Source organism: Sphingomonas sp. A2-49, from assembly GCF_025548555.1.
Taxonomy (GTDB): Bacteria; Pseudomonadota; Alphaproteobacteria; order Sphingomonadales; family Sphingomonadaceae; genus Sphingomonas.
Genome location: NZ_JAJLPA010000018.1, coordinates 63,879 through 76,737 on the forward strand (window position 1 = coordinate 63,879; position 12,859 = coordinate 76,737).

A 12,859-nucleotide genomic window follows, 5' to 3' on the forward strand; every position below is an offset into this window, starting at 1 on the left:
CGAATCTCTCCGGCCGATGATGGAAGGGCGCCGCTGGCACCGGGCGGATCGTCTCCGCGTCCTCGGCGCCTCCGCGCGCAAAATCGCGTCCTGTCCGCAACCCATCACCCCGCCCTGCGCGTTGCCGCAGGATGATCGACGTCCTCGCGCTCTCGCCCCTGCCCGCCACGCTCACGCCCGCACTGGAGCGCGCATTCGCGGTCCATGTCGGGGAGGATCATGCGCCGCTCGACCGGGTGCGGGCGCTGGTCGGCGGTGGCGCAATGCGGGTCGATGCGGCGCTGCTCGACCGGCTGCCCGCGCTGGAGATCGTCGCGGTCCATGGCGTCGGGCACGACGGGATCGACCGGGCGGCGCTTGCCGCGCGTGGCATCGCGCTGGCGATCACCGCCGACGTGCTGACCGACGACGTCGCCGACCTCGCCATCGGCCTGTGGCTGGCGGTCGAGCGCAACATCGTGGGCAACGACCGAGCGGTCCGCGAGCGCGGCTGGTCGGTGCCGCTCGCCCGGCGGGCATCGGGGCGGCGCATCGGCATCTACGGCCTCGGCGCGATCGGTCGCGCCATCGCGGTGCGTGCGGCACCCTTTGCCGGCGAACTGCTCTACACCGCGCGGTCGGCGAAGGCGGTGCCGTGGCGGTTCGTCGCGGATTTGCCCACGCTCGCTGCGGAGAGCGACGTGCTGTTCCTCGCCGCCGCATCGGGTGCGGACAATGCCGGTGCGGTCGATGCCGGCGTGCTCGCGGCGCTGGGGCCGGCGGGGGTGCTGGTCAACGTCGCGCGCGGAGGGCTGGTCGACGAGGCCGCACTGGTCGCGGCACTGGAAGCGGGAACGATCGCGGGGGCGGGACTCGACGTGTTCGCGGACGAGCCCGCGGTACCGGCAACGCTGCTTCGGGCCAACGTGGTGCTGTCGCCGCATCAGGGCTCCGCCACCGTCGCGGCGCGCGCGGCGATGGCGGCGGCGGTCGTCGCCAACCTGCGCGCGCATGTCGCGGGCGGGTCGCCGCCGGGCCTCGTCGCACCGGACTAGGTCCCGGACTCCGCCAGCCACGCATCGAGCGCCGCCGCCGTCCCGCCGGGCACGTGCAGGCCCAGCTTGCTGCGCCGGTACAGGATGTCCTCCGCGGTCCGCGCCCATTCGTGCGCGACGAGATATTCGACCTCCGCCGCATACAGGCCGCCGCCGAAATGCCGGCCGAGGTCGGCGACGGACCGCGCCCCGCCGAGCAGCGTGTCGGCGTCGGTGCCATAGGCGCGTGCGAGGCGATGGAGCAGCGCCCGCGGCAGGCCGGGCCGCGCGGTGGCGAGCGCAGCGTCGAACGCGGCGAAATCGCCGTGCGGCATGCCGCCGCCGGGCAGCGGTGCGGCCGCGGTCCAGTCGCCACCCGCCAGCGGGAAGGTCGCCGACAGCCGTTCGAGCGCATGTTCGGCAAGCTTGCGATACGTGGTGATCTTGCCGCCGAACACGCTCAGCAACGGCGCGGCGCCCTCCGCCGCGTCGAGGTCGAGGACATAGTCGCGCGTCACCGCGGAGGCGCTGGCGGCATGGTCGTCGTAGAGCGGCCGGATGCCCGAATAGGTCCAGACGATGTCCGCCGCCGTGACGGACCGGGCGAAATAGCGGTTCACCGTGTCGATCAGATAGGCGGTTTCGGCGGCGTCGATGATGGCGCGGCCGGGCGGGCCTTGCCATGGTTCGTCGGTCGTGCCGATCAGGGTGAACGCGCCTTCGTAGGGAATGGCGAAGACGACGCGGCGGTCGGGGTTCTGCAACAGGAAGGCGTGGTCGCCGCCGTACACGCGCGGCACGACGATGTGGCTGCCCTTGACGAGGCGGACGCCGCGGTCGCGATGCGTGCCGGGAATCCGCGCGAGCACCTCCGCCACCCATGGCCCGGCCGCGTTGACCAGCGCCCGCGCGGTGACGCGTGCGGTGCCGTTCGCGTCCGCGATCGTCGCATGCCAGCGGTCGCCTTCGCGCCGCGCCGCGATCAGGCGCGTGCGGGTGCGGATGTCGGCGCCGCGGTTCGCCGCGTCGCGGGCGTTGAGCACCACCAGGCGGCTGTCCTCCACCCAGCAGTCGGCATAGACGAAGGCGCGGGACTGGCCCGGCTTCAGGCCGGCGCCGCGCGGATCGCGTGCCAGATCGATCGTCTGCGTTGCGGGCAGCCGCCGCCGCCCGCCGAGATGGTCGTAGAGGAACAGCCCGAGCCGCACCATCCACGCCGGCCGCGGCGACTGCGCCTGCGGCAGCACGAAGGCGAGCGGCCAGATGATGTGCGGCGCGATCGCGAGCAGCCGCTCGCGCTCGATCAGCGCCTCGCGCACCAGCCGGAATTCGCCGTATTCCAGGTAGCGCAGGCCGCCGTGGATCAGCTTGGTGCTGGCCGACGAGGTGTGGCTGGCAAGATCGTCCTGCTCGACCAGCAGCACCGACAGCCCGCGCCCGGCGGCGTCGCGCGCGATGCCCGCGCCGTTGATGCCGCCGCCGACGACCAGCAGGTCCACGTCCGCCATCCCAGTCTCCTCGTGCGCCCGCTTTACCGCAAAGCGGCGAGGCGTCACCATGATCGTCGATACGACACGAAGAGGATGACCGGATGGCCGCAGCGTGCCACGTCCTGGCGATCGACCAGGGGACGACCTCGACGCGCAGCATCGTTTTCGATGCGCAGGCGCGTGCGGTGGCGACGGCGCAGGCCGAATTCGCGCAACATTATCCGGCGCCCGGCCGGGTCGAGCACGATCCCGAGGACATCTGGCGCGACACGCTGGCGACGGCGCGCGCGGCGATCGCGCGCAGCGGCGTCGGCGCGCGCGGCATCGCGGGGATCGGCATCACCAACCAGCGCGAGACGGTGGTCGTGTGGGACCGGGCGAACGGCGTCGCGATCCACCCCGCGATCGTCTGGCAGGACCGCCGCACCGCCGACGCCTGTGCCGCGCTGAAGGCGGACGGCGCGGAGGATATGGTGCGCGCGCGGACCGGCCTGCTGCTCGATCCCTATTTCTCCGCGACCAAGATCGCCTGGATCCTCGATACCATTCCCGGCGCGCGGGCGCGGGCGGAGCGGGGCGAGCTGGCGTTCGGGACGATCGACAGTTTTCTGCTGTGGCGGCTCACCGGCGGCGCGGTGCATGCGACCGACGTCACCAACGCCGGGCGGACGGCGCTGTACGACATCCGCGCGCAGCGCTGGGACGAGGCGCTGTGCCGGCTGTTCCGCGTGCCGGCGGAGCTGCTGCCCGACGTGCACGACAATGCCCATCTGTTCGGCACGACCGCGCCCGGTCTGTTCGACGCGCCGATCCCGATCGCGGGCATGGCGGGCGACCAGCAGGCGGCGCTGTTCGGACAGGCGTGTTTCACGCCGGGGATGGTCAAGTCGACCTATGGCACCGGCTGCTTCATGTTGCTCAATACCGGCACCGACGCGATCGAATCGCGGCACCGCCTGTTGACGACACCCGCCTGCCGGCTCGACGGGCGGATGACCTATGCGCTGGAGGGATCGATCTTCGTCGCGGGGGCGGCGGTGAAGTGGCTGCGCGACGGGCTCGGCGTCATCACCCACGCACGCGAGACGAACGACCTCGCGACGCAGGTGCCCGACAGCCATGGCGTCTACATGGTCCCGGCCTTCGTCGGGCTCGGCGCCCCGCATTGGGACCCGGCGGCGCGGGGCGCGATCTACGGGCTGACGCTCGGCGCGACCGCCGCCCACCTCGCCCGCGCCGCGCTGGAAGCGGTCGCCTACCAGACGATGGATCTCGCCGCCGCGATGCGCGCCGACGGCGGCGCGGCGCCGGGGACGCTGCGCATCGATGGCGGCATGGCGGCGAACGACTGGCTGTGCCAGTTCCTCGCCGACATGGTCGGGGTACCGGTCGAGCGGCCCGCGCATCTGGAAACGACCGCGCTCGGCGCGGCGTTCCTCGCCGGGCTGGCGACGGGGGTGTGGCCCGACCAGGCGGCGCTGGCGCGCACCTGGCACCGCGGCGCGACCTTCGCGCCGCAAATGGCGGCCGCCGACCGCGCCGGGCTGGCGGCGGGATGGCAGGACGCGGTGCGCCGGACGCTGACCGCAACCCATTGAGCGCTGCGCCGTTGTGCGGGGGACGCCCCCAACCGACAGGATATGCCCCGCATGCTTCGTTCGATCCTCATCGGCCTGATCGCCGGCCAGCGCGCGATGACGCCGCTTTCCATCGTCGCGGCGGAGGCGGCGAAGGGGCGGCTGGACGCGGACCTGCCCGGTGCGGCGCTGATCGCGCATCCGCTGGGGCGGACCGGCGCGGTCAGCCTCGCCGCGGCGGAAATGGCGGGCGACAAGATGACGACCGCGCCCGATCGCACCGTGATCGCCGGGCTGACGGCACGCGCGCTGACCTCCGCCTATGCCGGCGCGGCGCTGGCGCCCAGGGACCGGCGCGTGGCGGGTGCGGCGCTGGCGATGGCGGCCGCGATCGCCAGTTCCTACGCCGGACTTGCCCTGCGCAAGCGGGCGATGCGCCGGTTCGGCCAGACCGCGACCGGTTTCGTCGAGGATGCGGCGCTGCTCGCCGGGGGCCTTGCGGTGACGCGGCTGCGGCGCGCCTGACCACCGCCGGGGCGACGGTTTATCGCGGCGGCGCTTTGCCCTAGGGTCGCGCGATGCAAGCTGTGATCCTCAGCGCGGGCATCGGCTCGCGGTTGCTGCCGCTGACGCGCGAAATCCCCAAATGCCTGGTCGAGGTGGACGGACGCAGCATCCTCGATCACCAGCTCGCCGCGCTGCATGCGGCGGGTGTCGAGAGCGCGGCGATCGTCGGCGGCTATCGCTATCGCCAGATCGGCGCGCATCTGGCGCGGGTGCGGCCGCCCTTGCCGGTGCAATTGCTGTTCAACCCCTTCTGGTCGGTGGCGAGCAGCATCGGCAGCGTATGGACCGCGCGCGCGCTGCTGACCGGCCGCTTCTGCCTGATGAACGGCGACACGGTGTTCGATGCCGCGCTGGTCGCGGCGGCGGTGAACGCGCCGGGCGAGGGCGTCGGGCTGCTGGTCGAACCGCTGCGCGCGGCGGTGCCCGACGACATGCTGGTGACGGTCGCGAACGGACAGGTATGCGCGGTGGCGAAGGACCTCGCGCTCGACGTCGCGACGCACCGTTCGCTGGGCGTGATCGTGTCGACGGGCGGCGATGCCTATGCGCACGCACTGGAAAGCGTGATCGCGCGGCCGGGCGGGCTCAACGCCTTCCACCACGCGATCATCGCCGACCTTGCCGGCTACGCGGCGGTGCAGGCGATCGTCGCGGGCGACGGCGCGTGGCAGGAGATCGACCAGCCCGAGGACATCGCCGCCTGGACCGGGCAGCATCCGCGGCCGGCGGCGTGAGCACCGACGTCGCCTTCCTGTTCCTCGGCGAGACGCTGCTGATCCCGCACCTGTTTCCCGTGCTGGAGGCGGTGGCGGCGCGCGCGCCCGGCATGCGCATCGACGCCTGGGTCGCGACATCGATGCACGAGGGGTTGCTGCGCGGCTGGCTGGGCACGGACAGCGGCGTGCGCATCCGCCGCGCACCGGGGTTCCGCGACCTCGGCGCATGGGAGGCGGGGCGCAATCCGCCGCTGCCCGCCAAGCTGCCGCTGCTCGCCCGGCTGGCGCCGCGGCTGGCGACGACGCGGGTGGTGGTGTCGGCCGAACAGACCAGCCTGTGGATCCCGACGATCCTGCCGACCCGCGCGCGCTTCGTGAACATGCTGCACGGCGCGGGATCGATGATGAACCGCGACGACCGGCGGCGAAAGGCGGCCGCACTGACCATCGTCGCCGCCGAGCGCGAGCGACGGGCGCTGGCGGCGCACGGCGTCGATCCCGCCCGGATCGCGGTCGTCGGCTATGCCAAGGCGGGCTTCCGCCAGCGCACCCACGCCGCGCTCGGCTTCGCCGGCGCGCGGCCCGGCATCCTCTACGCGCCGCACTGGCAGCGGCATCGGTCGTCGTGGTGGGACTGGGGCGAGGCCGCGGTGCGGCGCATCCTGGCGGCGGATCGCTACGACCTGATCTTCGCGCCGCACCAGCGGCTGGTCGAAAAGGCGCCCGAGGTGCGCGCCTTCGCCACGACGCTGGCGGACCGGCCCGACGTCCACGTCGACCTCGACAGCTTCGCGATGGTCGACGGCAGCTATACCGCGGCGGCGGACCTGTACCTCGGCGACACGTCGAGCCAGGTCGTCGAATTCCTGATGCGGCCGCGCCCCTGCGTGTTCCTCGATCCGCGCGCCACCGCGTGGCAGGGCAACGCGAGTTACGACATGTGGCAGGCGGGCGAGGTGGTGACCGCGCTCGATGCGCTGCTGCCCGCGCTCGATCGTGCGGCGGCGCGGCACGGCGGCTATCTGGCGGCGCAGCGTGCCTTCGCCGCCGAATCGCTCGGCGATACCGGTGGCGCGGCGCCGGGCCGTGCCGCCGACGCCATCCTGACGCTCGCGGCAGGCGCGTGACCGGCGCCGGCTATCCGGATCGCGCCGACGCCGCTATCGGGACCGCCATGGCCGCCTCCGTTTCCTCGCCCCGACCGATCGTCGTGCCCGTCGGCGACAATCCGACGCCGATCTGGGGCATGACCGCGGCCGAGCGGCTGCGCCGGATGGCGGTCGCACGCAAGCTGCCCTTCACGGACGACATCGCGACCGGTGACGCGGGGCAGGGCGGCGTCCTGCTCGCGAACCTGCGCTTCGCGTTCGATCCCGCGTGGCTGGCGCATCTGGTCGCGCGGCCGGACACGGTGCTGACCCGCGACGGGGTGCCGGTGCTGGCCCATGTCGCCGGTGCCGACGCGCGCGCCGCGGTGGCGGCGGCGATGGCCGCCGACGGGCCGCTCGCCGGTACGACGCTGACCGTCATCGCCGCGGAGGCGGAAGAGGGCATCCTCAACGAGGCGCTGCGCAAGCGCGAGCGGCCGTTCGCCGAGCGGCTGGTTCCCGCCAGCGTCGCCGCGATCGAGCGGGCGAGCTACGTCGGGGCCTACAAGGGCGTCACCGACCTGCTGACCAAATATCTGTGGCCGGAATGGGCACTGTGGATCACGCGGCTTTGCGCGCGCGCGGGCATCTCGCCAAACCAGGTGACGGCGATCGGATCGCTGCTGTGCATCGTCGCGACGATCGCCTTCTGGCACGGCTGGTTCTGGAGCGGGCTGGGGATCGGCCTGCTGTTCATGGTGCTCGACACCGTCGACGGCAAGCTCGCGCGCTGTACGATCACCTCGTCGGCGCTCGGCAACGCCTGGGACCATGGCGTCGACCTGGTGCATCCGCCGTTCTGGTGGTGGGCGTGGGCGGCGGGCTGCACCGCCTATGGCCGGCCGCTGACGCACGACGCATTCGTCGCGGTGATCGCGGCGATGCTGTTCGGCTATGTCGCGCAGCGGCTGATCGAGGGGGCGTTCATCGCCCGCTTCGGCATGCACATCCACGTCTGGCAGCAATTCGACAGCCGCTTCCGGCTGGTCACCGCCCGGCGCAACCCGAACATGGTGATCCTGTTCGCGGGGCTGCTCGTCACCCGCCCCGACTGGGGCATCGTCGCCGTGGCGGCATGGACGATCGCGTCGCTGGCGGTGCACCTCGTCCGCCTGTTCCAGGCGATGGCGGCGGCGCGGCGCGGCGAGGCCGTCGTCAGCTGGCTGGCGTGATGCGGCGATGAACGCCGCGATGGTCCAGGGCGGCCCGATGCGGGCGATCGCCCGCAACCTCGGCTGGATGCTGGCGAGCCGCGGGGTGCTCGCGGTGCTGAGCCTCGTCTATCTCGCGATCGTCACACGCACGCTGGGGGTCAGCGGTTTCGGGCGGTTCGCGCTCATCACCGGCGCGGGCCAGGCGCTGGCGACCGTCGTCGGCTTCCAGACGTGGCAGATCATCGTCCGCTACGGCCACCAGCACCTCGACCCGGGCGACGAGACGCGGCTGGCCCGGCTGTTCCGCGCCTGCGGGCTGCTCGATCTCGCGAGCGCCGCGCTGGGCGTGGTGCTCGCCGCGGTCATCATCAGCACCTGGGGCGAGGCGTTGGGGGTGCGGCCGGTGCACGCGCGCGCGACGATGATCTTCACCGTCGCGCAGCTGCTGTCGATCCGCTCGACGCCGCTCGGCATCCTGCGGCTGCGCGACCGCTTCTCGTTCGCCGCGGCGGCGGACAGCGTCACCCCGGTCGTCCGGCTGGTGGGCGCGGTCGCGGCGGCGGTGTTCCTGCCCAGCGTCACGGGCTTCCTGATCGCCTGGGGTCTTGCCGAGGTGCTGACCGCCGCGGCCTATTGGGCGGCGCTGTCGCGGACCGGCGACCTCAGGCTGCTGTTCGCGCGCCACGTCGGCGTGCGCGCGGTCGTGACCGACCACCCCGGGATCGTCCGCTTCTCGCTCGCCACCAACGCCAGTTCGTCGCTGGGCCTGTCGAGCAAGCAGATCCCGCTGCTGCTGGTCGGCGGCACCGTCGGCACCGCGTCGGCGGGTGCGTTCCGGCTTGCGCTGCAACTGGCGCAGGCGCTGACCAAGGTGTCGCAGCTGCTCGCCCGCGCCGCCTTTCCCGAAATCGTCCGCGCGGTGGCGGCGGGCGGGCTCGCCCGCGTGCGCCAGATGATCCTGCGATCGTTCCTGATGGCGACCGTCGTCGCCGCCTTCGCCTTCCTGATCGTCGTGCTGTTCGGCCATCCGGTCCTGACGCTGATGGGCGGCGAGGGGTTCGGGCGCGCCTATCCGATCCTGTTGTGGCTCGCCGCCGCCGGCTGCGTCGACCTGGTCACGGTCGGGTTCGAGCCGCTGCTGCTCGCCGCGAACCGGATCGGGGCGACCTTCGTCGCGCGACTCGCCGGCATCGCGGCGCTGTTCGGGGTCAGTTTCTGGCTGAGCCCGGCGTTCGAGGTGATCGGCGTATCGATCGCGGTGCTGGTCAACGCGCTGGTCGTCGCGGCGCTTTTATGGCTGGCGACCTGGGCGGTGCTGCGCGCCGACGCACCCGTCGCCGCGATCCCACCCGCTGACGGATCGACGTAAAACGCAACAAATTTCCTCGAAATCGGTTGGATTTCTTGTTGGGGCCGTAATCCTGCCCATATTTCGCTCTGTGACAGTTCGATGAAGAACGCGTGACGGAGTGTTTACGTTTGGCCACACCCATGGATAGCCGGCTGCTCGCCGGACCGGCCCGAGACGGTACCGCCCTGTTGCGGCGTGCCGAGGCCGTGCCGGTCATGGACCGGTTGCCGGGACGCGAGCCGGCGGCGCGACTGCCCGCGCCCCTGCCCGCCGCGCTGCTGGTCGGCGTCATCGCCAACGGGCGCAGCCATCGCAACCTCCGGACCGGCATGCGGCTCGATCACTGGCCGGACGTGCTCTATGCCGCGCCCGACACGTTCGAGGCGCTGGAGGCGACGCTGCGCGATTATGCCGCGCGGCGGATCGGGCTGCTCGTCGTCAACGGCGGCGACGGCACGCTGCGCGACGTGATGACCGCGGCGGCGCGCGTCTTCGATCGCCTGCCGCCGATGGCGATCATCCCGTCGGGCAAGACCAACGCGCTCGCCATCGATCTCGGCATTCCGGACGACTGGACCGTGCGCGATGCGATCGCCGCGGCGCGTGCGGGCCGGTTCGTCCGGCGTGCGCCCGTCGAGATCCTGCGCGGCGATGCGGCGCGGCCCGATGCGCGCGGCTTCCTGTTCGGCATGGGCGGGTTCGTCCGCGCGACCGAACTGGCGCAGAGCACGCACCGTGTCGGCGCGTTCAACGGCATCGCGGTCGCATTGTCGCTCGGCTGGAGCATCGCGCAGACCGCGTTCGGCGGCGCCGGCAACGCGTGGCGGCGCGGCATGACGATCGACATGGCGGTCGACGATGCCGCGCCGGCGCCGCGCCAGCTCTACTTGCTGCTCGCGTCGACGCTGGAGCGGATGCCGGTCGGGCTGAAGCCGTTCGGGCGCGAACGGCCGGGCCTCAAGCTGCTGACCGTCGATGCACCGCCCCGCAACCTGTTCCGCATGGTCCGCGCGATCCTGGCGGGAACCGATGCCAGCCCCGCGGTCGCCGCCGGCTTCGCGCGCAGCGATCCGCGCAGCGTGCGCATCCATGCCGGGGACGGCTTCATCCTCGACGGCGAACATTATGCCGGCGGCGACCTGACGATCCGGGCGGGAGAGCCGATCCGGTTCGCCGCCCCGTGACCGCGGCGCCGCCGAGCCTGCTGTCCTTCGTCGCCGACGAGCTGGAGGCGGCGGTCGATACGAGCGTCGCCACCGCCGCGCGCGCGGTCGTGCGCCGGATCGGGGGCGTCGCGGTGCTCTTCTACGGATCGGTGCTGCGCACCGGCGACCTCGACGGGGTGCTCGACTTCTATGTGCTGACGCCGCGGCCGAGGGGTTGGGGGCTGCGCGCCTGGGCGACGCGCACGCTATGGCCCGACGTGAGCTTCCACGAGGTCGTGGTCGGTGCGCGCACGATCCGCGCCAAGGTCGCCGCAATGCCGCTCGACACCTTCTGCCGCGCGGCGGAGGGGCGGACGCTCGACACGACGGTATGGACGCGCTTCGCGCAGCCCGCCGCTCTCGTCTGGGCGGCCGATCCATCGATCCGCGTCCGCGTCGTCCGCGCGGTCGCCTATGCCGGGGCGAGCGCCGCACGCTTCGCCGCGGTGCTGGGCCCCGATCGCGGCCGGCCCGCCGATTTCTGGCTCGCGCTGTTCCGCCAGACCTATTCCGCCGAACTGCGGGTCGAGGCGCCCGGGCGCGAGCGACAGATCATCGGCTTCGCCCCCGCACGGTTCGACGCGCTGCTGCCGCTCGCGTGGCAGGGGGCGGGGATCGGCCACGAGCGCCGCGGCGGCGAGCTGGCGCCGATGCTCGGCGAACGCGACCGCCGCGCGATGCTGTCGGCGTGGCTGCTGCGACAGCGGCTGGGCAAGTGGCTCAACGTCGCGCGGCTGGTGAAGGCGGCCTTCACCTTCGATGGCGCCGCGCGCTATGGCCTGTGGAAGCTGGAGCGGCATACCGGCGTCGCGCTGCCGCTGACGCCGTGGCGCGAGCGCCATCCGGTGCTCGCGGCCCCCGGCGTGATGTGGCGCGTGTGGCAGACCCGCGCGTCATGACCGCCGCGACCTTCCATGCGCTGGTGCTCGCCGGATCGCGCGGCGGCACGGATCCGGTCGCCGCCTATGCCGAGGTGAGCGACAAGGCGCTGGTCCGGATCGCGGACGCGACGATGCTGGCGCGGGTGGTCGGCGCGCTGCGGGCGGCGGGGGCGACGCGCATCGCGGTGTCCGCCAACGCACCGGCGGTGCGGGCCGAGGCGGTGCGGCTGGGCTGCGAGCCCGTCGATGCGGCGGCGGGGCCGAGCCTCAGCACGCTGCACGGCATGCAGGCGCTCGGAACGCCGCTGCTGGTGACGACCGCCGATCACGCGTTGCTGCGGCCCGAGTGGATACGCGATTTCCTGACCGATGCGCCGGGAGGGGCCGACGTCGCGGCCTTGCTCGCGCGCAGCGACGTGATCGCGCGCGACGCGCCGCCGACCCGGCGCACCTACTTGCGCTTCGCCGACGGGGCCTGGTCGGGATGCAATATGTTCCTGTTGCGCACGCCGCGGGCCGAGGCGGCGGTGCGGCTGTGGATGGCGGTGGAGCGCGACCGCAAGCGCCCGTGGCGGATCGTCCGGCGCCTCGGCGTGGGGGCGTTGCTGCGCTACGCCACGGGACGGCTGACGCTGGCGGCGGCGCTCGACCGGCTCGGCGTGGCGGCGGGGGTAAAGGCGGTCGCGGTCGCGGCGCGCCACGGGCTGGCCGCGGTCGACGTCGACACGCCCGCCGACCTCGACCTTGTCCGCGGATTGCTCGATCAGCCGTCCCAGTCGACCTGACGCCAGCCGCGCGCGCGGGCGACGCGGGCGAGCGCGGCATGCGGATTGACCGCCACCGCCTCGTTCGCCCAGTCAAAGGTTGGCACGTCGGAGACATGGTCGGAATAGAAGCGCACCGTCGCGTCGGCGCGCGCGATCCCCTGATCGGCCAGCCACGCCTCGATCATCGCGCGCTTCGTGGGGCCGTAGCAGTTCGCGCCCGCGATCCGGGGCAGCAGCCGGCCGTCCGCGTCGGTCGCGGCATGCGTCGCGATCAGCGCGTCGGCGCCGACTTCGTCCGCGATCCCCTGCGCGTAAAAGCCATAGGCGGCCGTAGCGATGACGATGCGGTAGCCCGCGGCGGCATCCGCGGCGATCTGCGCCCGTGCGGCGGCGCGGATCTGCGCCGGCCCGAACCGCGCGAGCCAGCCCGCCGCGATCCGTTCGGCGCGCGCCGGCGTCAGGGTGCCGAGCGCGGCGCGATGCATCACCTGTTTCAGCCGGTCGCGGTGGATCAGCCCGACGCCCTTCAGCGCGACCGCGCCGAGCACGACCGGCACGAACGCCAGCCGCCACGGCGCGTGGCGCAGCACCGCGTGCAGCAGGAACGGCGTCCAGGTCGGCAGTCGGGTGATCGTGCGATCGAGGTCGTAGATCGCGAGCTTGACGGGATCGGTCATGCCGCCGGACTGGCGCCGGAACATGGCCGGGGGATGGCGGCCAGGCGATGGCGCGGATGCGGTTGCGGCGCATCGCGGGCCGCGCTAGGCGCGGCGTTCCATGCGGTCCTATCAGCCTTCGTCGGACCGTCGTCGTGCGACCTCGCTGGCGCTGACGATCCTCGCGCACCTCGTGATCGCGCTGCTGCTGTGGCGGCTTGCCCCCGTGCTCGACCCGCCCGAGGAGCCGGGGCGCTCTCTGACCGTCAACATGCTGCCGGTCGGCGACAACCAGTCGACCGCGACGAAAAGCGCCAAAGCGCCGGCACGTGCG

12 protein-coding genes and 1 pseudogene are annotated in these 12,859 nt (G+C 73.0%); 11 read left to right on the top strand and 2 right to left on the bottom strand.

What is annotated here, in order from left to right; all coding sequences use genetic code 11:
- Positions 1-131 precede the first annotated feature (131 nt).
- Entirely contained in the window at positions 132-1,034 is a 903-nt protein-coding gene (locus LPN01_RS13940) for an NAD(P)-dependent oxidoreductase (protein ID WP_262829023.1), read from the top strand.
- Here the strand turns inward: LPN01_RS13940 and LPN01_RS13945 are convergent.
- Positions 1,031-2,521 carry a glycerol-3-phosphate dehydrogenase gene (locus tag LPN01_RS13945; protein ID WP_262829024.1) on the bottom strand — a complete coding sequence of 497 codons (1,491 nt, stop codon included), beginning with the start codon at positions 2,519-2,521 and terminating at the stop codon, positions 1,031-1,033. The two genes, LPN01_RS13940 and LPN01_RS13945, sit on opposite strands and share 4 nt — an antisense overlap.
- Before the next feature lie 83 nt (positions 2,522-2,604).
- Between LPN01_RS13945 and glpK the strand changes: the two genes are divergently transcribed.
- From glpK to LPN01_RS13990, 9 genes are all read left to right on the top strand, one after another.
- Entirely contained in the window at positions 2,605-4,101 is a 1,497-nt protein-coding gene (glpK, locus tag LPN01_RS13950; RefSeq protein WP_262829025.1) for a glycerol kinase GlpK, read from the top strand.
- Positions 4,102-4,152: 51 nt separating this feature from the next.
- On the top strand, positions 4,153-4,605 hold the full coding sequence (locus LPN01_RS13955) for a DUF4126 domain-containing protein (RefSeq protein WP_262829026.1): 453 nt from the start codon (positions 4,153-4,155) through the stop codon (positions 4,603-4,605).
- A gap of 53 nt (positions 4,606-4,658) precedes the next feature.
- Positions 4,659-5,381, top strand: a complete 723-nt coding sequence (locus LPN01_RS13960; RefSeq protein WP_262829027.1) for an NTP transferase domain-containing protein — start codon at positions 4,659-4,661, stop codon at positions 5,379-5,381.
- Positions 5,378-6,490: a hypothetical protein gene (locus LPN01_RS13965; protein ID WP_262829028.1), complete on the top strand. Its 1,113-nt coding sequence runs from the start codon at positions 5,378-5,380 to the stop codon at positions 6,488-6,490. Before LPN01_RS13960 ends, LPN01_RS13965 begins: the two co-directional genes overlap by 4 nt.
- A 47-nt stretch (positions 6,491-6,537) precedes the next feature.
- Positions 6,538-7,683: a CDP-alcohol phosphatidyltransferase family protein gene (locus LPN01_RS13970; protein WP_262829029.1), complete on the top strand. Its 1,146-nt coding sequence runs from the start codon at positions 6,538-6,540 to the stop codon at positions 7,681-7,683.
- Positions 7,684-7,690: 7 nt separating this feature from the next.
- Positions 7,691-9,034: a lipopolysaccharide biosynthesis protein gene (locus tag LPN01_RS13975; RefSeq protein ID WP_262829030.1), complete on the top strand. Its 1,344-nt coding sequence runs from the start codon at positions 7,691-7,693 to the stop codon at positions 9,032-9,034.
- Positions 9,035-9,156: 122 nt separating this feature from the next.
- Positions 9,157-10,200 carry a diacylglycerol/lipid kinase family protein gene (locus LPN01_RS13980; protein WP_262829031.1) on the top strand — a complete coding sequence of 348 codons (1,044 nt, stop codon included), beginning with the start codon at positions 9,157-9,159 and terminating at the stop codon, positions 10,198-10,200.
- Positions 10,197-11,120: a hypothetical protein gene (locus tag LPN01_RS13985; RefSeq protein WP_262829032.1), complete on the top strand. Its 924-nt coding sequence runs from the start codon at positions 10,197-10,199 to the stop codon at positions 11,118-11,120. The genes LPN01_RS13980 and LPN01_RS13985 overlap by 4 nt, the downstream gene beginning before the upstream one ends.
- On the top strand, positions 11,117-11,887 hold the full coding sequence (locus LPN01_RS13990) for a nucleotidyltransferase family protein (protein ID WP_262829033.1): 771 nt from the start codon (positions 11,117-11,119) through the stop codon (positions 11,885-11,887). The genes LPN01_RS13985 and LPN01_RS13990 overlap by 4 nt, the downstream gene beginning before the upstream one ends.
- On the opposite strand, the gene LPN01_RS13995 is transcribed toward LPN01_RS13990, so the two are convergent.
- Entirely contained in the window at positions 11,866-12,546 is a 681-nt protein-coding gene (locus tag LPN01_RS13995) for an HAD family hydrolase (RefSeq protein WP_262829034.1), read from the bottom strand. The two genes, LPN01_RS13990 and LPN01_RS13995, sit on opposite strands and share 22 nt — an antisense overlap.
- Before the next feature lie 100 nt (positions 12,547-12,646).
- Between LPN01_RS13995 and LPN01_RS14000 the strand changes: the two are divergent.
- Positions 12,647-12,859, top strand: a pseudogene (locus LPN01_RS14000) (hypothetical protein); the annotation flags it as partial.